This window comes from Streptomyces sp. NPDC003077, from assembly GCF_040611095.1.
Classification (GTDB): Bacteria; Actinomycetota; Actinomycetes; order Streptomycetales; family Streptomycetaceae; genus Streptomyces.
Window position 1 is genome coordinate 12,510 of record NZ_JBEXNM010000009.1, and the last position, 18,496, is coordinate 31,005.

Annotated in this window: 14 protein-coding genes and 1 pseudogene; 7 read left to right on the forward strand and 8 right to left on the reverse strand. The window is 68.9% G+C overall.

Annotation, left to right across the window (positions count from 1 at the left end; all coding sequences use genetic code 11):
* Position 1: 1 nt before the first annotated feature.
* The gene (locus tag ABZX96_RS08700) at positions 2-1,318 is read right to left on the reverse strand and encodes an ATP-binding protein (protein ID WP_355540093.1); all 1,317 of its coding nucleotides are present in this window, start codon (positions 1,316-1,318) and stop codon (positions 2-4) included.
* Positions 1,319-1,606: 288 nt separating this feature from the next.
* Between ABZX96_RS08700 and ABZX96_RS08705 the strand changes: the two genes are divergently transcribed.
* A complete protein-coding gene (locus ABZX96_RS08705; protein WP_355540096.1) occupies positions 1,607-3,250 on the forward strand; it encodes a DNA repair helicase XPB in 1,644 nt (547 codons plus the stop codon).
* Between the two features lie 317 nt (positions 3,251-3,567).
* Here ABZX96_RS08705 and ABZX96_RS08710 read toward each other — a convergent pair.
* Positions 3,568-4,668, reverse strand: a pseudogene (locus ABZX96_RS08710) (glycosyltransferase 87 family protein); the annotation flags it as partial.
* A 532-nt stretch (positions 4,669-5,200) separates the two neighbouring features.
* A complete protein-coding gene (locus ABZX96_RS08715) occupies positions 5,201-5,404 on the reverse strand; it encodes a hypothetical protein (protein ID WP_355540099.1) in 204 nt (67 codons plus the stop codon).
* A gap of 412 nt (positions 5,405-5,816) precedes the next feature.
* Here ABZX96_RS08715 and ABZX96_RS08720 point away from each other — a divergent pair, with 412 nt between their 5' ends.
* From ABZX96_RS08720 to ABZX96_RS08730, 3 genes are all read left to right on the forward strand, one after another.
* Complete coding sequence (locus tag ABZX96_RS08720) at positions 5,817-6,239, forward strand: hypothetical protein (RefSeq protein ID WP_355540102.1); 423 nt, start codon at positions 5,817-5,819, stop codon at positions 6,237-6,239.
* Positions 6,240-7,360: 1,121 nt separating this feature from the next.
* Positions 7,361-8,947, forward strand: a complete 1,587-nt coding sequence (locus ABZX96_RS08725; protein WP_355540108.1) for an MFS transporter — start codon at positions 7,361-7,363, stop codon at positions 8,945-8,947.
* Between the two features lie 393 nt (positions 8,948-9,340).
* A complete protein-coding gene (locus ABZX96_RS08730; RefSeq protein ID WP_355540111.1) occupies positions 9,341-11,455 on the forward strand; it encodes an AAA family ATPase in 2,115 nt (704 codons plus the stop codon).
* 126 nt (positions 11,456-11,581) lie between these two features.
* On the opposite strand, the gene ABZX96_RS08735 is transcribed toward ABZX96_RS08730, so the two are convergent.
* A complete protein-coding gene (locus tag ABZX96_RS08735) occupies positions 11,582-12,862 on the reverse strand; it encodes an alpha/beta fold hydrolase (protein ID WP_355540114.1) in 1,281 nt (426 codons plus the stop codon).
* Between ABZX96_RS08735 and ABZX96_RS08740 the strand changes: the two genes are divergently transcribed.
* A complete protein-coding gene (locus ABZX96_RS08740; RefSeq protein WP_355540117.1) occupies positions 12,861-13,304 on the forward strand; it encodes a hypothetical protein in 444 nt (147 codons plus the stop codon). The two genes, ABZX96_RS08735 and ABZX96_RS08740, sit on opposite strands and share 2 nt — an antisense overlap.
* Positions 13,305-13,508: 204 nt before the next feature.
* Here ABZX96_RS08740 and ABZX96_RS08745 read toward each other — a convergent pair whose 3' ends face one another.
* The gene (locus tag ABZX96_RS08745; protein ID WP_355540120.1) at positions 13,509-13,718 is read right to left on the reverse strand and encodes a DUF397 domain-containing protein; all 210 of its coding nucleotides are present in this window, start codon (positions 13,716-13,718) and stop codon (positions 13,509-13,511) included.
* Positions 13,715-14,590 (reverse strand): helix-turn-helix transcriptional regulator, encoded by an 876-nt coding sequence (locus ABZX96_RS08750; RefSeq protein WP_355540123.1) that lies wholly within the window; start codon positions 14,588-14,590, stop codon positions 13,715-13,717. Before ABZX96_RS08750 ends, ABZX96_RS08745 begins: the two co-directional genes overlap by 4 nt.
* Positions 14,591-14,747: 157 nt before the next feature.
* On the opposite strand from ABZX96_RS08750, the gene ABZX96_RS08755 reads away from it, so the two are divergent.
* Complete coding sequence (locus tag ABZX96_RS08755; protein WP_355540126.1) at positions 14,748-15,185, forward strand: ATP-binding protein; 438 nt, start codon at positions 14,748-14,750, stop codon at positions 15,183-15,185.
* A gap of 141 nt (positions 15,186-15,326) precedes the next feature.
* Here ABZX96_RS08755 and ABZX96_RS08760 read toward each other — a convergent pair whose 3' ends face one another.
* Positions 15,327-16,043, reverse strand: coding sequence for a copper homeostasis protein CutC (locus tag ABZX96_RS08760; protein WP_355540129.1), 717 nt, complete (start codon positions 16,041-16,043; stop codon positions 15,327-15,329).
* A 959-nt stretch (positions 16,044-17,002) separates the two neighbouring features.
* On the opposite strand from ABZX96_RS08760, the gene ABZX96_RS08765 reads away from it, so the two are divergent.
* Complete coding sequence (locus tag ABZX96_RS08765; RefSeq protein WP_355540132.1) at positions 17,003-17,680, forward strand: hypothetical protein; 678 nt, start codon at positions 17,003-17,005, stop codon at positions 17,678-17,680.
* A gap of 132 nt (positions 17,681-17,812) precedes the next feature.
* On the opposite strand, the gene ABZX96_RS08770 is transcribed toward ABZX96_RS08765, so the two are convergent.
* On the reverse strand, positions 17,813-18,322 hold the full coding sequence (locus tag ABZX96_RS08770; protein WP_355540135.1) for a hypothetical protein: 510 nt from the start codon (positions 18,320-18,322) through the stop codon (positions 17,813-17,815).
* Positions 18,323-18,496 lie beyond the last annotated feature (174 nt).

Genomic DNA, 18,496 nt, shown 5'->3' on the forward strand with positions numbered 1-18,496 from the left:
TTCACTCCCGGCCGACCGAGGCCAAATCTTCGATCAATTCGTCGTCGAAATAGGGAACCCCACCGTACCGACCAGCGAGGTACCGCTTCTCCAGGTTCTCCACCCGGTCCCTGGGGCGGTACTCGATGAGCGGGATGAGTTGTGTGGCGCCCGCCATGCCCGATTCCTTGTCGCCCGCATCCTTCTCTGCAACCCACACTTGGTCCCGTCGCAACCGGGCCTCCGAGTGAGGGGCCAGCAAGGTGGCGTCGTGGGTGTTGAAGATCAACTGGGCGCCGTGCCGGTTGATCTTCGGGTCCTGGAACAGCCCGATGAGCCTGGCTGCCAAGTGAGGGTGCAGGCGTGCGTCAAGTTCGTCGATCACCAGCACCCCGCCGTCGTCCAGCGCGGAGACGATCGGCCCGAGCAGCCCCGCCCACGTCCGGGTGCCACTCGACTCGAACGACGGATGCAAAGGCACCGGCCCGTCACTGCCGCGGTGAATGAGCCGTAGCCGCCTGAGTGACTTCAGGTCCTTTTCCAAGGCGTCGGCGTCCTTGAATTCCGGAACGATGACGCGCATCGCTTGTACGGCTCGGCGGATCGTCTCCTCATCGAAGGATTGATCGGAGAGCTTCAGGCTTTCCACACCCAGGTCCGCGAACCGAAGGAGCCGTTCTATACGGCCGCCGTCACGGTTTTGCCACTGATGGATCGTTTCGTACAGCCGGGCGCCGTAATTATCGTCCGTGGCGATTTTCACGTGCTGACGGAACCACCGGTACAGGTCACTGAGTAAGGGATGACTGTTACTGGCTCCCGCCGAAAGGTACAAACTGTTGGGCCGGACGATATCCTCGATCAGCTTGCGACGACCGGCGAAGCTGTCACCGTACCGGAAACGCCGCTCCCACCGTTCGAAGAGAACCCTACGACGCTGATGAGGGTAGCTGTACAGCCATTCTTCCAGAACACACTCGTCGTTGACCGAGAATCCGTACTCGTATCGCACCCCGCCGACGACCATGTCGGTGATGAACGTCGACGGTTCATCCTTGCCTCGCCGGCTCAGCAAGAAAGGGACACGCTGCACACCGCCGTCGGGTAGCCACCGCCGATGCGAATCGAGCACCACGTCCCGCATGTACGCCAGCGCGAGAAGAGCGTTGGACTTGCCCGCGGCGTTCGCCCCGAAGATCGCGGCAACCGGCAGGACCGACAGGTTGGCACTGGGTACCACGGTCGTGGCCAGGCCCTCCGACTCCCCCGAGGCGATGAGGCTCAACTCCTGTTCGTCCAGCAGAGAGGCGTAGTTCTCCACCCGGAAGCGCAACAGCACGACGACCTCCCTCCGCTGCGACAGCGTCTGTCCTTCCCAAGCTACCCAGGTTCGGGGGCCCGTCGTGGGCAAGTTCTGCCTAATTCAGGGCCGAGATCCCCCCTCAGGACCAATCCCCGCCGTCCCTCCCGCACTGCCGCCTCAACGCTTCCCTCCTACCGCCGCGCGCCCCGCACCCACCCCCGCCGATGCGGCACACTGGACGTTTGGCCGCGACGGCGGCCGGACGGCCGTACGGCGGTCGAGCCGCGGCCGGGCCGCGGTCGAGGCGAGGCGAAAGGCGAGGACGTGAACGGACCCCTCATCGTCCAGAGCGACAAGACGCTGCTCCTGGAGGTGGACCATGACCAGGCGGAGGCGTGCCGCCGCGCCATAGCCCCCTTCGCGGAGCTGGAGCGGGCGCCGGAGCACATCCACACCTACCGCGTGACGCCGCTGGGCCTGTGGAACGCCCGCGCGGCCGGGCACGACGCCGAGCAGGTCGTGGACGCGCTGGTGGAGTTCTCGCGGTACCCCGTCCCGCACGCCCTGCTGGTCGACATCGCGGAGACGATGTCCCGCTACGGGCGCCTGACCCTGTCCAAGCACCCCGCGCACGGCCTCGTCCTGACCACCACCGACCGCCCGGTGCTGGAGGAGATCCTGCGGTCGAAGAAGGTCCAGCCCCTGGTGGGCGCCCGGCTGGACCCGGACACCGTGATCGTGCACCCCTCCGAGCGCGGCCAGATCAAGCAGACGCTGCTCAAGCTGGGCTGGCCGGCCGAGGACCTGGCCGGTTACGTGGACGGCGAGGCCCACCCGATCGACCTGGACGAGAACGGCTGGACGCTGCGCCCGTACCAGCGCCAGGCCGTGGAGAACTTCTGGCACGGCGGCTCCGGCGTCGTCGTCCTGCCCTGCGGCGCCGGAAAGACGCTGGTCGGCGCGGGCGCGATGGCGCAGGCCAAGGCGACCACGCTGATCCTCGTCACCAACACCGTCTCGGCCCGCCAGTGGAAGCACGAGCTCGTCAAGCGGACCTCGCTGACCGAGGACGAGATCGGCGAGTACAGCGGCACCCGCAAGGAGATCCGCCCGGTCACCATCGCCACCTATCAGGTGCTGACCACCAAGCGGAAGGGTGTCTACCCGCACCTGGAGCTGTTCGACTCCCGCGACTGGGGCCTGATCGTCTACGACGAGGTGCACCTGCTGCCCGCGCCGGTCTTCAAGTTCACCGCGGACCTCCAGGCGCGCCGCCGCCTCGGGCTGACCGCGACGCTCGTGCGGGAGGACGGGCGGGAGTCGGACGTCTTCTCGCTCATCGGCCCGAAGCGGTTCGACGCGCCGTGGAAGGAGATCGAGGCGCAGGGCTACATCGCGCCCGCGGACTGCGTCGAGGTGCGCGTCAACCTGACCGACTCCGAGCGGCTGGCGTACGCGACGGCCGAGACGGAGGAGAAGTACCGGTTCTGCGCGACCACCGCCAGCAAGCAGCGGGTGACCGAGGCGCTGGTGCGCAAGCACAAGGGCGAGCAGACCCTCGTCATCGGCCAGTACATCGACCAGCTCGACGAGCTCGGCGAACACCTGGGCGCGCCCGTCATCAAGGGCGAGACCACCAACGCCCAGCGCGAGAAGCTCTTCGACGCCTTCCGCGAGGGCGAGCTCTCCGTCCTGGTCGTCTCCAAGGTCGCGAACTTCTCCATCGACCTGCCGGAGGCCACGGTCGCCATCCAGGTCTCGGGCACCTTCGGCTCGCGCCAGGAGGAGGCCCAGCGCCTGGGCCGGGTGCTGCGCCCGAAGGCGGACGGCCACGAGGCCCGCTTCTACTCGGTCGTCGCCCGCGACACCGTCGACCAGGACTTCGCCGCCCACCGGCAGCGCTTCCTCGCCGAGCAGGGTTACGCGTACCGGATCGTGGACGCGGACGAGGTGCTGGCGGAGGGGTAGGCGAGGCGGGCCGGGGGCCGAGACGTTCGCGGCCTACGGGTTCCGTGGTCGGCGGCTCGTGAGGGCGCGGGCCCGCGAGGCGCCCGAGGTCCGCGAGGGGCCCGAGGTGCACGAGGTCCGCGAGGGGCCTGCGGCCCACGAAAGGCCCGGGCCCACAAAGCGGCAGCTCACCCCGTACGCGTTCCGCTCCCCGCCTCCACCTCGGCGTCCTCGTCCCTGCGGGGCGGGGGCACCGTACGGTGGCCCGCCCCCGCCAGGCCGGTACGGCCCTCGGCGTCCGCCCGCGCCGACCGCATCCCCACGTCATCGCGTACGGAACCGGTCCGCCCGGCCCACCAGGCGACCGCCGCCAGCATCACCAGCCCCAGCAGCGGATACGGCGCCGCCAGCGGTTGCTGCCACCAGGGCAGGTGGAGGTCCCGGGCGCCCTGGTGCGGCACCACCCACATGGAACGCGCCGTGAACGCCAGCGCCACCACGCCCAGGAGCACCTGCCGCCACCGCAGACCCCGGGTGTGCGTGGCGAGCAGGACGAGCAGCGGCACGCACCACACCCAGTGGTGGGACCAGCTGATCGGCGACACGAGTAGCGCCGTCACGGCCGTGCACAGCACGCCCCACGCATCCAGGCCGCGCCGCCGGTACACCCGCCGGGCGACGAGCAGCCCCGCCACGGCGGTGAGCGCCGCGGCCACCATCCACACGGTGCCGGGCGCCTTCACGTGCAGGACGCGGGCCACCAGCCCCTGCAACGACTGGTTGTCCACGATCCAGACCTTGCCGACCCGCTCGGTCTCGAACATCCGCCGCGTCCAGAAATCCACGCTCGCGTCCGGCAGGACGAGCGCACCGAGCGCCACGGAGAAGGCGAAGCCGCCGAGCGCCGTGAAGGCGGCCCGCACCCGGCCGGTGATCAGCAGGTACACCGCGAAGATCGCCGGGGTGAGCTTGACGCCGGCGGCCAGCCCGGTGGCCAGCCCCTTGAAACGCGCGCCGTCCGGACGCCCGAGGTCCCACAGAACCACGCAGGTCAGAGCCAGATTGATCTGCCCGAAGACGAACGTCTGAAAAACCGGTTCGAGCCAGATGGCGAGCGCGGTGGCGGCCGCTACGACGGCCACGGCGCGCATGGTTCCGTCCCGCCGACGTGTCCGGGCCGCGTCACCCTGCCTGATCGCGCTCCCCACGTACGCGGCTTTACGGGACAGATGAACCAGCAAGGCCAGCAGCCCGACATTGACGACGACCGAGGCGAACTTGAGCGCGCCGACCGACAACCACGTCGTGGGGATGAAGAGGAGCGCCGCGAACGGCGGATAGGTGGCGGGCAGATGCCACTTGGTGACGCGGAAGCCGTACAGATCGGCGCCGGTGACGGCGGCCTCACCCTCTGCCCGATAGACCACTATGTCGGACATCGGCAAGGCCACGAACCGATACAGCAACCCCAGCGCGGTAAGGGAGACGAGGAGAAGAAGGACGGCGAAGACCAGCCCGCGACGGCCCCCCGTCCACGGCCGCGTCCACACACTGGCTCGCGTTTCCGACCGCGAGCGCGGCCGTGTCCCCTCGGGGGCACTCAACTCCCGAACCTCCTCAACCTCCGCCCGCATCCATCACGGTATGCGCACCTCTGCCTACTCCCTGCCAACCGTCTGCGGCGACGCTAGTCGATCGCCGTGAACTGTCCACAAGGCTTTCCGGCCTTTGAGATGACGCGCTGGGGACGGAGGTTCCTGAGGTGGTGGTTCCTGGGGTGGGGCGGTGGAGCTGTGCTGACGGGTCGGGGCTGCGGTTGCCGGCCCGCGGTCGAGGGGCGGAACGGAGGCGGACGACGGGGGCTCAATGGCTTCGGGGCTCTGGCTTCGGGGCGCTGGCTTCGGGGCGCGGTGACGACGCCACGATCGATGGCGCGACAGGACGGAAGTGGGCCACCGGCGGCCCCCGTCCTCACTTCTCCGCGTCGGTGTACTCCCCGAGGACGACGACGCTGAACGCCGCCGCGGCGAATACCTTGACCGCCCGCAGGGCGTTGCCCACGAAGTGACGGTGCTCGTGCGTACCGCCGGACGAAGCGGCGGCCTGGTCGGGTCCGAGCGCGGTGGCGCCCTGGAACGTGGTGGCGGGGCCCGGGGTGAAGGTCGCAGTGCTCATGTCTCCATAGTGGTTTTCCCGCGCCTTCCAGACATCGGCCCGCAGATCTAACCCGAACGGCAGAGACGTCCGACCACAGGTCGACCCTGCCCCCTACGGGAGAGGGACCAACCCTTAGGGGTCAGGGCGCCACGCCCCTGACGGCCGAAGATCGCTGGACAGCCGGAATCCGCTTCTCACTCTGCCGTCAGCACCTCGTGTCCCCGAATCGAGCGACCGGCCCGGCGCACCAGAACCGTCCTCTGGGGCACCACCACGTGGACGAGGACACCACAACGAATACCTCGCCGTGGTTCCCAGGACAGCGCTTCGCCCCGGAGACAGAGCTTTGTTACAGCTATTTCCAGTTCCATTCCTCGGACGCTGGGGTATCTTTCACCGGATCCGTTGGCATTAGAGACGGACGGCGACCATGACGACCATTGCAGTGAAACGCGGAGAAACCATAACCCTGCCAACCGGAGAAGAAATCATGCAAGCCCTGCGCACCTTGAGGGCACTTGAGTGGATCAGGATTTCGGTCGGCGTGAACCCAGAATACGGATACCTTCAGGTCCCATACGTCGCTTGGCGCTATCACGAGCGCACAATAAAAAAGGAGCGCACAAACCGCGAAACTTGCACAACGACGGCCAAGAATGTCGAATGGTCGCTGGACACATCAAGGCACAACTGGCTCCTGTCGCCTTCCCGGCTAGTGGACGAACAGCAAGCAATCGGCCTACCTTTCAGTGAAGCAGCATGGGCGATTGCGTCCACCGATCAAGCATTTTGCCTGGCGGCCAACGAGGACATGGCATTGATCACCCTCGCCCTTGGCGGAAAACGCCAGTAACTTGGCGGGGAAACGGCGCCCGTTCTCTCACTTCTCCGCGTGGTCGCGACACCGCGCCACAGCTCCAGACCGGGTTCACCGACAAGCGCATCTTCTGCAGCCGGAGGTAGGGAATGGCCGTAAGGAACTCCGAGGTCATTGACGTTCTACTTCAAGTGACCGTGGATCCACGTGTTTCATGGCCCGTCGTGGCACTCGCTGGACGTGGTATCGCAGCCGAAGCCGCCGCGAATCTCTGGACACTGACCGAAGGGAAAACGTCCGTCCCCGGCGAAAAACCTTGCCGACCTGCTGATGGAACTGGCCGAAATACCGGAACGACTGACGGAAACGTGGCACGAGTTCGACAGCGGGAAACTCACTACCGAGGAGTTCGAGAACCGTTTGGAAGGAACCGTTCGCGACCTCGAAGATTGGCCAACAAAGGCGCCGGGGCATCCAGGATAGCCAGATCGACGAACCAGAGGCGCAGCTCCATGGCCATGACCGGCGACCACTTGAGAGGTCCAACCGGTCGACAGGACAACACTTCGCGACCACCCAATCAGTGCAGGGGGACCAGGGGGCCAAATGATTCACATCGACAGGGTTGGCCATATAACATCAGGGCAGGAGCACGGCAAATATGTCCGCATCCAAGAACTCCCGGATACTCCACCCAGCTACCTAATACTCCTAGCAAACGATTCACATTTCGCATCCGGATACGGTGACTACTGGGTGGAAAACTCACCCTCTTTGGCCGAGTTTTTCAGTGATTGCAACTGGGCCATCGAATGGCTCTGATAAAAAAACATCTTCCTTCAGAGCACTGACCAGCGGCGCATTCGCACGCAGCCGATCGGATCGCGCGGCGGCCCTTTCGGCACATGCCCCGGTTCTGCGCTGACAAGCTGCTGGGCGACCACAGCTACCGGAGGCGCCCACCCGGGTCGACGCACACCGTGGCGTACACGGCACTTGCCCCCGTATCCCGTGATCTCGTGATCCCGTGAGGAGTCCCTCCCTCCGGAGGCACCGCCCCCACCCTTTGCCTACGCTGGGAGGAATGCTCCGGCCACGCGTGCGCCTTTCGATCATTTCGTGGCCGTGACCGGACCGACCGGCGGGAGCGGGTCTTTATGAGCCAGGACCAGAGCCGTGAAAACAATCGAGTGCAAGAGGGACGGGGGGCGTCGGCTGTGGCGCCGGATCCTAGGCGGTGGTGGGGGCTTGTTGTTATTGCGCTTGCGCAATTGATGGTGGTGCTGGATGCCACGATCGTGAATATCGCTTTGCCGTCCGCGCAGCAAGATTTGGGAATGTCTGACGCCAACCGGCAATGGGTGATCACGGCGTACACCCTGGCGTTCGGTGGTTTGCTCTTGCTCGGCGGACGGATTGCCGACCTGGTGGGGCGGAAGACCACGTTCGTAACGGGCCTGGTCGGGTTCGCCCTTGCGTCGGGGCTCGGTGGTGCGGCCAATGGGCCGGCGTTGCTGTTCGGGGCTCGCGCGCTGCAAGGTGCCTTCGGGGCGCTGCTGGCACCGTCCGCGCTGTCGTTGCTGACGACGACGTTCACGGACGGCAAGGAGCGCAGCAAGGCGTTCGGCGTCTACGGCGCCATCGCGGGGGGCGGCGCCGCCATCGGGCTGATCACCGGCGGCCTGCTCACCGAGTACTTGGACTGGCGCTGGTGCCTGTACGTCAACATCCCCGTCGCGCTCATCGCCCTCGCCGGTGCGCTGGTCTTCCTGCACGACCGGCCCGACCGCAGCCGCAACGCCCGGCTCGACGTGCCGGGGGTTCTGCTCGGCTGCGGCGGGCTGGTGGCCATCGTCTACGGGTGCAGCGAGGCCCAACCGCGTGGCTGGGGCGACGGGCTGGTGATCGGGATGCTGGTGGGCGGTGCGGTGCTGCTGGCCGCCTTCGCGTGGTGGCAGGGGCGGGCCCGTTACCCGCTGCTGCCGCTGCACATCGTCCGGAACCGCAACCGCGCGGGCTCCTTCCTGACCATGGGCCTGGCGGTAATCGCCATGTTCGGGATGTTCCTGTTCATGACGTACTACTTCCAGACCGTTATGGGGTACTCCCCGGTCAAAGCCGGGCTGGCGTTCCTCCCCATGACGGGGGCGATCGTCATCGGCGCCACGCAGATATCGGCACGGTTGCTGCACCGTCTACCGCCCCGGGCCCTCATGGTTCCCGGGGCGTTTGTGGCTGCGATCGGGCTGTTCTTGCTGACGTTCCTGACGGCTCACTCCGCGTATGCCTCGCATGTCCTGCCCTCCGAGCTGTTGGTCGGCTTCGGCATGGGCCTGATCTTCATGCCGGTGGTGGCGAGCGCCACCGACGGCGTCGCGCCCCAGGACGCCGGGGTCACCTCCGCGACCCTCAACACCTCGCAGCAGGTCGGCGGCTCGATCGGCACCGCGCTGCTCAACACGATCGCGACGTCGGCGAGTTCCCGTTACATCCCGGCCCATCTGGCGGACGCCGCGCGTTCCGGCGGGGCGGGCCCGGGGCGGGTGCCGCCCGCCGTGCGCGGCGGGATCGTCAAGGACGGTGTGGTGCACGGCTTCACCGTCGCCATCGCGTGGGGCGCCGGGATCATGCTGCTCGCGGCGGTGATCGCGGGCCTCATGGTCACGGCGAAGGCTCCCAAGCAGGGACCGGACGCCTCGCAGGCCGCCCCACCCCCGGTGGACGCGGGCACGTCGGCACCTTGAGGGCTGCGGGCGTCCTGCCGGTGCGGGGCGGCGGACACGCCTCACTTCGGCGGGCGGTGGTGGGGGTCGGGTCGGGGCGCGATCCCGGCCCCATCGCCCGTCTTTTCGGGGCGGCCCCAGTAGCGCTCCCCCGCGTGTGGTGGGGCTTCGGGCACCCTGAGATGAGGAAGTGGTCGGGGCCCGGGCGCCCTCTCCGGCGAGCGGTCATGGTCCCGTCCTCCGCCCCGCCCCGTACGAAATGCGTTCGCGTCTGCGATACCTGGTAGCTACAATCGCCGGTCTGCCCGCCTCCCGCCGAGGAGTGCCGCCGACCGCACGGAAACCGGCCGGTCCTTCGTTCACGCACCGCCTGACCGTCGTACATCGCATCGCCGCACCGCCGGAGGCCACGCCGTGCCCTCGCACGCCCCTGAGCACGCAACCGATCCGACCACCCCGCCCGCCGACTCCGCCCCACCCGGACCCGTCGACCCGTCCGATCCGCTGGAGCGCGAGCGGGCCCACCTCGCCGCCTCCCGCGCCGCGCTGCGCGCCATGCGGGCCGACGCCGAGGCGCTGAACATCAAGGACGTCACCGCGAACTGGGTCAACGCGGAGGTCCTCCAGGGCGAGATCGACGCCCGCATCAAGGCGCTCGCCGATCTCGCCCACACCCCGCTGTTCTTCGGCCGCCTGGACTATCTGCATGCCCCGGGCATGGAGCTGGCCGAGGGAGCGGAGGGGGAGAACTTCTACATCGGCCGCCGGCACGTCCACGACGCCGACGGCGACCCGATGGTCATCGACTGGCGCGCACCCGTCTCCCAGCCGTTCTACCGGGCCTCCAAGAAGGACCCGATGGACCTGCGCCTGCGCCGTCGGTTCGGCTACACGGGTGGGCAGCTCACCGCGTACGAGGACGAGCACCTGACCGACCCGGCGGAAGCCGAGCAGGCCAGCAAGCTGCTCCAATCCGAGATCGAACGGCCGCGTGTCGGCCCGATGCGGGACATCGTCGCCACGATCCAGCCCGAGCAGGACGAGATCGTCCGGGCCGGGATCGGCGGCACGGTGTGTGTGCAGGGGGCGCCGGGCACCGGTAAGACGGCCGTCGGTCTGCACCGAGTCGCCTATCTGCTGTACGCCCACCGGGAGCGGCTGGCCCGCGCCGGGACGCTGGTCATCGGCCCCAACCGGTCCTTCCTCCAGTACATCGAGCAGGTGCTGCCCGCCCTGGGCGAGCTGGAGGTCAAGCAGGCCACGATCGACGATCTGGTGGCGCACGTCGAGGTGCGGGGTACCGATGACGCCGCCGCCGCGATGATCAAGGGTGACGCACGGATGGCCGAGGTGCTGCGGCGGGCCGTGCGCTCGCATGTCTCCTCCCCCACCGAAGCGTGTGTCGTGGTGCGTGGTTCGCGCCGCTGGCGGGTTCCCGCGTACGAGCTGCAGGAGATCGTGGACGAGCTGCTCGCCCGCGACATCCGTTACGGCGCGGCGCGTGAGGCCCTGCCGCAGCGGATCGCGCACGCCGTACTCGTCCGGATGGAGCAGGCGGGCGAGGCCCCGGACGACCGGGTGCAGGACCAGGTGGCCCGCAACGCGGCGGTGAAGGCCGTGGTCAAGGCGGTCTGGCCGGCGGTGGACCCGGCGAAGCTGGTCCTCCGGCTGCTGGGCGACGCGGAGTTCCTGGCCGAGCAGGCCGAGGGCATCCTGACGCCGGAGGAACAGAAGGCGATCTTGTGGGCCAAGCCCGCTCGCGGCATCAAGAGCGCCAAGTGGTCGGCGGCGGACGCGGTGCTGATCGACGAGGTGGTGGACCTGGTATCCCGGACGCATTCCCTGGGGCACGTGGTGCTGGACGAGGCGCAGGACCTCTCGCCGATGCAGTACCGCGCGGTGGGCCGCCGCTGTACGACGGGTTCGGCGACGATACTCGGCGACATCGCGCAGGGCACGACACCGTGGTCCACGGGCAGTTGGGAAGAGGCGCTGGCCCACCTGGGCAAGCCCGGTTCGGCCGTGGAGGAACTGACGCAGGGCTTCCGAGTACCCCGTGAGGTCATCGCGTACGCCTCTCGGCTTCTCCCCGCCATCGCGCCCGAACTCACCCCCGCCACCTCCATCCGCGAGTCCGCGGGCGACTTCGAGGTTCGCCGGGTCGCGCAGGACGATCTCGACGGCTCCGTGTTGGCCGCCTGCCACGACGCCCTCGCCAAGGAGGGCTCGATCGGCCTGATCACCGCCGATGCGCGGGTGCCCGCTCTGCGCGCCGAGTTGGAGGCGGCCGGGCTGGCCTGTCTGGACCCCGGGCAGGAGACCTCCCCCGAGGCCCGGCTCACGCTCGTGCCCGCGTCCCTGGCGAAGGGCCTGGAGTACGACTACGTGGTGCTGGACGAGCCCGCGGCCATCGTGGACGGCGAGCCCGACGAGCGCACCGGCCTGCGCCGCCTCTACGTCTGCCTGACCCGAGCGGTCTCCGGCCTGACCATCGTGCACGCGGCGGACCTCCCGGAGCTGCTGGTGTGACCGTTTCCGCCACCCTTTCTTGATCACTGGCTGTCTCCTCCCTCCTTTCCCTTCCTGTGGCGCCTTCTTGTCGTTGTGCGCCTTGGTGCTCGGCGTGTTCCGGTGCTCGGCGTGTTCCGGTGCTCGTCAGTCGGCCGGTGCCTCGGCCGGGCAGGTGGTGCCACGGGCGGGGACGGCCAGCGATATGAGGTAGCGGTCGACGGTGTCCCGTACACATCGGCTCTTCATGTACGTCCCGTGGCCCCAGCCTTCGTAGGTGAGCAGGACGCCCTGGCCGCCGAGTTGCCGGGCGACATGGGCGGCCCAGGTGTGGCTGGTCGCCGGGTCGTGCCGGGAGTTGGTCAGGAGGATGGGCCGGCTGCCCCGCACCTTCAGCCGGTGCTGCGGGTTGGTGACGCGTTCCGGCGCGCCCAGGCACGTCATCACGGGCCCCAAGGAGCGCGGGTGTCGCATGGTGGGCGCCTGCCGTTCCATGCGGCGCAGCTCCCGGGCGTAGGCCCGGTAGTCGGGTATCGGGAGGTCCCAGTCCTGGCAGAAGAGTTCGGTGGGATTCGGGGTGACCAGGGGAGTCGTTCGTGCGGGGCTGTCCGGCACGGGGCGGGCTTGGGTGGGCCGAGCTGGTGCGGGTCGAGTTTGTGCGGGCTGCTTCGTTCGGGGCTGGGTGTCGATCGGCCGTTTCTCTGTGACCGAGGGCGGGGTCGCCGTTCGCCTCCCGGCGCCCGCGCCCGTGGCCATGGCCACCAGGTCTTTCGCGAAGGTGGTCCACCTGGGGCCGTAGAACGCTTTTATCGCCTTTTCGCTCAGCTCGAATGTGTTCAGTGTCTTCTGCGGATTACTGGGGTCTGTCAGTTCTCCCCGCTCGGCGCGCTCCCGCAGTCCCGCCCAGACCCGGCGCACGTCGCGGCCGTGCAGCGCGCAGTTCTCGTCGCGCTCGCACCACGCCGCGAACTCGGCGAAGGAGTCCTCGGCCGTGGACGCCTGGCTGGTGAGGAAATCGCTGGTCCGCAGGCTGTGGTCCATGACGCTCTCCAGCACCATGGCGCGGACGCGTCTCGGGTACCGCTCGGCGTACTGCTCGCCGAGGAGCGTGCCGTACGAACTGCCGTGGAAGGTCAGCGTGGATTCGCCGAGTGCCTTTCTGATCGCTTCCAGGTCCTTGACGGTGCTGAGGGTGTCCACGTGGTCGAAAACCGATCCGGGGCCGCCGGTGTGTTTCCGGCAGTCCGCGCGCAGGCGGTCGTTGTACGCCACCGTGGCGTCGAACTCGGCCTGAGACTTGATCGCCGGTGAGGGCTTCCGGGCCATGAGGTCGTCCGAGCAGAGGATGGGATTGCTTCGTCCGACGCCCCGGGGGTCGAAGCTGACGATGTCGAACCGGTCGCGCAGGGTGTCGCTGAATCGGTTCATGTCGATGATTCGTTGGACCCCGCTGTCTCCCGGTCCACCGGGCCCGAATATCAGCGAGCCGACCCGTGCTTCCGGGGTCCTGGCCGTTCGCCTGGCCAACGCCAGCCCGATCTTCGGCTCGTTCGGCGCGGTCCAGTCCACCGGGACCCGTAACGTGGCGCACTGCGCCGTCACGTTTTCCGCGCACGGCTGCCAGTCCAGGGCGGGGCCCGGGGGACTGTGCACCGGTGCGCGCGCTTCTCCCGCTCCGCCGCCGGCAACGTTCGCCGCCCGCGCGGGAGCGGTCCCCATTACGGTGCCGGTCAGGACGATCGCCATGGCGAGTGTCGCGGCGACCCCGGATCTTGCGAGCCCGTTCGGCCACCATCGCGTCGACCTGGTGGCGCCGGTACGTTCGATGACTGGGCTGTCCACTATCTCCACCTCGCTGTACGTGTGTTGAGGTGTCAATCGTGTCTTCCGGGCCCTGCCGCTCACATCAGGAATGACCCTGGTGAAAACCCTGCTCTTTTGCCGCTGGGGTACGGGGAAATCCCGTAGGGGTCGCTCAGCCCCCGCAGCAACGCGCGCCCCGCCCCGGTGAGCACCGGGACGGGGCGCGTTCTTCTGTCGGGCTCCTGTCGATCTCCTGTGGGCTTTCGCCAGGTCAGCTCCCGATGGCGCAAGCCAGGAAATCGGCCCAGGTGGAAGCGGGGAAAACGAGCTGAGGGCCCGATGCGTTCTTTGAGTCACGAACGCGGACCATGCCGGACGCCGCCGCGACCTCGACGCATTCGTTGCTGTTGCTGGTGTCGCTGTAGCTGCTCTTGGTCCAGTTCAGCCTGACGGCATCCCCAGCGGAGGGCTTGCTGCTCATACGTCTCCCAGCGCTTTCTCGATGAAGACCAACGACTCCCTTGGAGTGAGAGCCTGGGCTTGGACGATGCTGTACCTGAGCTCCAGGGTCTGGAGTTGTTTCGGATCAGAGACCAGATGACTGACGAAGGGGCCCTCGGAAAGGCCCACCGTCGTCCCGTCTTCGAACTTCAGCACTTGCAACTCCCCGCACATACCGGCGTGGTCGTCGCGATCTGTTGGCATCACCTGGATTTCGACGTTCCGCAACCGACCAATCTCCAGCATATGTTCGAGCTGTCGGCGCAGCACCATCCTGCCTCCGATCGGGCGGCGCAGCGTCACCTCCTCCTGCACAAAGGTCAGCGCAGGAGCCGGTGAACGGTCGAACATGGATCGACGGGCCATGCGCGCGTCCACCAACCGGTCGACGTCATCTCCCGAATGAGCGGGACGCCTCATCTCGAAAAGCGATCGGGCGTACTCCTCCGTCTGCAAAAGCCCATGGAAGTTGTGGTTTCCGTATGCTCCGATCTCAACGGCCTCCCCCTCCAGCCGCGCCAGGTCCCGCACTCTTTTCGGATACCGGGCCGTTTCGACGTCCTTCTTCATCGCGGCGATCTTTCCGCCCGCGCCCAGCACCTCGTCCGCGAGGTCCAGGTACTCCGGCCGTGGGATGCGCCGGGCACTCTCGACCTTGTAGATCAAGTTCTCGCTGTAGCCCATTCGTTCGGCGAACTCGGCCATGCGCAGACCCGCCGCCTCCCGCCACAGCTTGAGCTGACGGCCGACCGCCACGACCACCGCTTTGAATTCGTCTTCCAGGCCGAACGCCCAGTCCGGTTCGTCCGCCCCGCTCGCCGCGTGCTCCGTGCCTCCGCTGTTCACGCCCATCCGTGACCACCTCCGACGCGTGTCCGTCTGTATGACGACACCCATGTACGGAAGTCACCCTGACCGGGGCGGACAGGCGCGGACCACCTCGGACCATCACCGCGCGTACAGGCACCGTCACTTTTCAGCGTACGCACACCCGAACACGCTGAGTGACGTGAACGAGAAATTCGCTGCCCAGCGCATCCTGCCCCCGGTGGCTTCACCGGCCCGCACCTTCCGCGTACAGCTGTCCGCCACCCGCAGGGGGGCACAGCTCGCGCGGCTGCTCGCCACGGAACAGCTCCGTTCCTGGGGGCTGCCGATGGAGGCCGGGGTGCAAGTCGTCGCCGAACTGGCCTCCAACGCCGCGCTGCACGGACGGGTGCCGGGGCGCGACTTCCGGTTGAGTCTGACCGCGAGCGCGGACACGCTCCGTATCGAGGTGACCGACGCGCGGGGGGACGCGCTCCCCGTCGTCCGGCCTCTCGAAGACGGGGAGTCGGGGCGCGGCCTGCTGATCGTCGACGCGCTCGCCGAGCGGTGGGGTGTGATTCCGGGGCCGGTGCCCCGTAAGACGGTGTGGGCGGAGTTGTCCCTGTGGGCGCGCGACTGACTTGCGTGGGACGCGTCCGTTCCAGCGTTCCGGCGTGCTGTGGGGATCGTTGAGCAGCTGAACCGGCGGGGAAAACCTCGGTCTCCCCGCCCGCCGCGCGGTGACGCGGGCGGGGAACCTCAAGGGGTGCGCGTCGGCTGGCTACGCCGCCGCCGCGCCGCCGTCGCCGTCCAGTGCCGATCGCCAGTCGCGCACGGCGGCGGCGTCCACCGGGCCCGACCAGCCACCGGGACGGGCCGCGCCGCCGATGTGGAAGGCGTCCACACCGGCCGCGCGCAGCGCGGGCACGTGGCCGAGTCCGAGGCCGCCGCCCACGAGGATGCACGGCTCGTAGCCCGGTTCTTCCGCCGTCGTGCGGGCCTGCTCGGCGAGGAGTGTCGGCAGTCCTTCGCCCACGCCCTGGGCGGAGCCGGCGGTCAGGTAGGTGTCCAGGCCGGGCAGCCCGGCCAGCTCCGTGCGCAGGGCGGCGCGATCGGCGGCGTGGTCGATGGCCCGGTGGAAGGTCCAGCGGCACCCGCTGATGACCTCGGTCAGCGCGCGTACGGCGGCCATGTCCGGGCGCCCGTCCGCGTCCAGGAAGCCCAGGACGAATTCCTCGGCTCCCTCGGAACGCAGCGCCGCCGCCCGCCCGCACAGAGCGTCGAGATCACCGGCTCCGAAACCGTCGGCGGTCCGCAGCATGACCCGCAACGGGATGTCGACCGCGTCCCGGATCGCGGCGAAGGTGGCACGCGAGGGGGTCAGGCCGTCGGCCGCCATGTCGGTGACCAGTTCAAGGCGGTCGGCGCCGCCGGCCTCGGCGGCGATCGCGTCTTCCGCGTCGAGCGCGATCACCTCCAGGAGTGCGCGCTTACTCATGTGACCCCATTTCTTCGACGAGTACGAAAGGACCGGAAACAGAAAACGGAAGACGAAAGTGGGCGGACGGGGATGGAAACGCTTGGTGAAGCGGGCGCCCCGAGGGCAGGGTTGGCGAAAAGTTGACGGTGGGCTGACAAGGGTGAGGCGTGGGCGGGCGGGGCGGGAAACGGGGACGACGACGGCACCGGGCACGGACGAGGCACTGGCGGGCGGCGGCACACAGCCACGTCACGCGACGTGCGACGACATGCCGAGACACCCAATAGGTCTAGTCCAATGTCCAGCGTAAGGGGTGATCGGCCGCCTCGGGGGCACAACGGCGCCGCAACGATCCAACTCGGCCGTATTTGGCCAGCCGCCGACCCGTCGCCGTCACCGCTGCCATGCGCGCCATGTGCGTTTCTCCCGCATGGCCTGCCTGCCGTGCTGCCGTGCGTCCCTTGCCGCCGCCGATGACAGCCGCGGCGGTTTCGTCACGGTCGCCGGTGACCTGGCTGATCACTCGGGCCGCATGGCCCCTGTCACGGGGGCCGACGGGCGCCGTTTCCCGTCGCGCCTCTCGGCGGGGTTCCTCTACGCCGAGTCGCCCACCCGCCGCAGGAGGCGCCACGCGCAAGCGTCAGTGGTCGAGGCGCCCCGTGGCCCACCGGCATCGTATGTGCAATGACCATCTATCCGTCCGGCGCCCCCGTCGCCCTTCCGGTACGGTCCGTCGCTCCCGCATTACGTTCCCCCTGTTCGTGCTCCCCGGTCATCGTCGAATCGTCGGGTCGTATGGCCTTTCGTGTTGCCGCCCGGCTTGCGTCGGGGCGCTCCGCCCGGGTTCCACCGGGCGCGTATCCGTTTCTGTCCGTCTCTTCCTGTCCCGCACGGGTGGTCGTCCCGCACCCGTCTCACTTCCTCGCACATATGACCCTCGCGGCGGAGCACCCGGCCCGCGCCGCACAATGAGCCGTATGACTCCCGAGCCCCGCGCCGACCGCCCGGCCCCAGGCGCGCACGCCGACCTGCACCACCGCTGGGCCGCGACGGTGGCCGACGCGCGCGGGCCGGAGGGACCCGACCCCGCCCCGTACGCGGACAACCTCATCGGCCGGTGGTCGGAACCGCAGCGCCGGTACCACACCCTCGATCACCTCGTCGCCGTACTGGACCGCGTGGACGAGCTCGCGGCGTACGCCGACGACCCCGCTGCCGTGCGGCTGGCCGCCTGGTTCCACGACGCCGTCTACCGGCCCGACCGCTCGGAGAACGAGGAGCGCAGCGCCTCACTCGCCGAGCGCGCCCTGCCGGAGCTGGGCATCGGCGCCGCCCGCACCGCCGAGGTGGCCCGCCTCGTACGGCTGACGACCACGCACGACCCCGGGCCCGGGGACCACAACGGCGAGGTGCTGTGCGACGCCGACCTCGCGGTCCTGGCCGGGGCGCCGGAGGCCTACGCCGCGTACGCCGCCGCGGTGCGCGAGGAGTACGCCTTCGTGCCGGAGGACGCGTTCCGCACCGGGCGCGCGGGCGTCCTGCGGCAGCTCCTCGCCCTGCCCCGGCTGTTCCGCACACCGGAGGGCCACGACCGGTGGGAGCAGGTGGCCCGCCGCAACGTGCGGACGGAGCTGGAGCTGCTGACGACCGGCTGAGCCCGGCTTTCGCTTCCGGCCGGGTGCCCGCCCGCGCCGGTCCCGCGCCCGCGCCGTAAGCCTGTACGCCTCGGGTACCCGACACACGGCCGGAGTGAGAGCCGACGGCGCCGCCTCCTTCAGTGCACCGGCTCAGTGCCCCGGCTTGGTCTCGTACCGCTGTCCTTCCGTGGGATCGCCCTCCTCCTGCAATTCCGTGGCCAGGCGGTGCACGGAGACGAGATCGTGCAGCAGCACCCGGGTGTCCTCCTCGCCCATGTGGGCGGTGCGGGCTATCTCCGCCACGCTGACCGGCTCGCCGCCGTGTTTCTGCTCGGCCGACGCGAGTGCCTGGAAGACCCGCTCGTGGTCGTCGCCGTACGCGGGTTTGCCGCGCCCCTGGAACGAGCGGTTCATGTCACGGGCCGCGGGATCGGGCACGTTCTCCTCCGCCAGATCGCCGGCCCGCCACTCCTGCTTGCCGCGGTGCTGTGCGCGCAGCTTCTCTTCGTGCGTCGGCGAACCGCGCTGCCCCGTGTGCGTACGCTGCTTCGACGCGCCGGTCGTCGCGCCGCGCTTGCTCGGCGGTTCGCCCGCCTCCCGGGCCGCGCGGGCGGCTGCTCGCCGCTCCTCCTCGTTGCCCTCGACCTTCTTGCGTACCATCACACGCCCCTTGCTGTGCTGTCGCGTACGGCTGTACGCCCCTCGGTGTTCTCGCGTGCCGCACCGGGCACCTGCCGAGGGGGTGCCCTCGCCGACTCCGCCAAAACCGGTACGTGTCCCCCACAACTCCCTGATCACACCCCTTACGGGATGTCCCACCCGCCTTCGCGCGGC

What these genes read in the sequence shown, in the direction of transcription:
- ABZX96_RS08715 (WP_355540099.1), bottom strand. Translation starts at nt 5,404, where the DNA reads ATGAGCACTGCGACCTTCACCCCGGGCCCCGCCACCACGTTCCAGGGC.
- ABZX96_RS08720 (WP_355540102.1), top strand. Translation starts at nt 5,817, where the DNA reads ATGACGACCATTGCAGTGAAACGCGGAGAAACCATAACCCTGCCAACC.
- ABZX96_RS08725 (WP_355540108.1), top strand. Translation starts at nt 7,361, where the DNA reads ATGAGCCAGGACCAGAGCCGTGAAAACAATCGAGTGCAAGAGGGACGG.
- ABZX96_RS08740 (WP_355540117.1), top strand. Translation starts at nt 12,861, where the DNA reads ATGTCGATGATTCGTTGGACCCCGCTGTCTCCCGGTCCACCGGGCCCG.
- ABZX96_RS08735 (WP_355540114.1), bottom strand. Translation starts at nt 12,862, where the DNA reads ATGAACCGATTCAGCGACACCCTGCGCGACCGGTTCGACATCGTCAGC.
- ABZX96_RS08745 (WP_355540120.1), bottom strand. Translation starts at nt 13,718, where the DNA reads ATGAGCAGCAAGCCCTCCGCTGGGGATGCCGTCAGGCTGAACTGGACC.
- ABZX96_RS08750 (WP_355540123.1), bottom strand. Translation starts at nt 14,590, where the DNA reads ATGGGCGTGAACAGCGGAGGCACGGAGCACGCGGCGAGCGGGGCGGAC.
- ABZX96_RS08760 (WP_355540129.1), bottom strand. Translation starts at nt 16,043, where the DNA reads ATGAGTAAGCGCGCACTCCTGGAGGTGATCGCGCTCGACGCGGAAGAC.
- ABZX96_RS08765 (WP_355540132.1), top strand. Translation starts at nt 17,003, where the DNA reads ATGACTCCCGAGCCCCGCGCCGACCGCCCGGCCCCAGGCGCGCACGCC.
- ABZX96_RS08770 (WP_355540135.1), bottom strand. Translation starts at nt 18,322, where the DNA reads ATGGTACGCAAGAAGGTCGAGGGCAACGAGGAGGAGCGGCGAGCAGCC.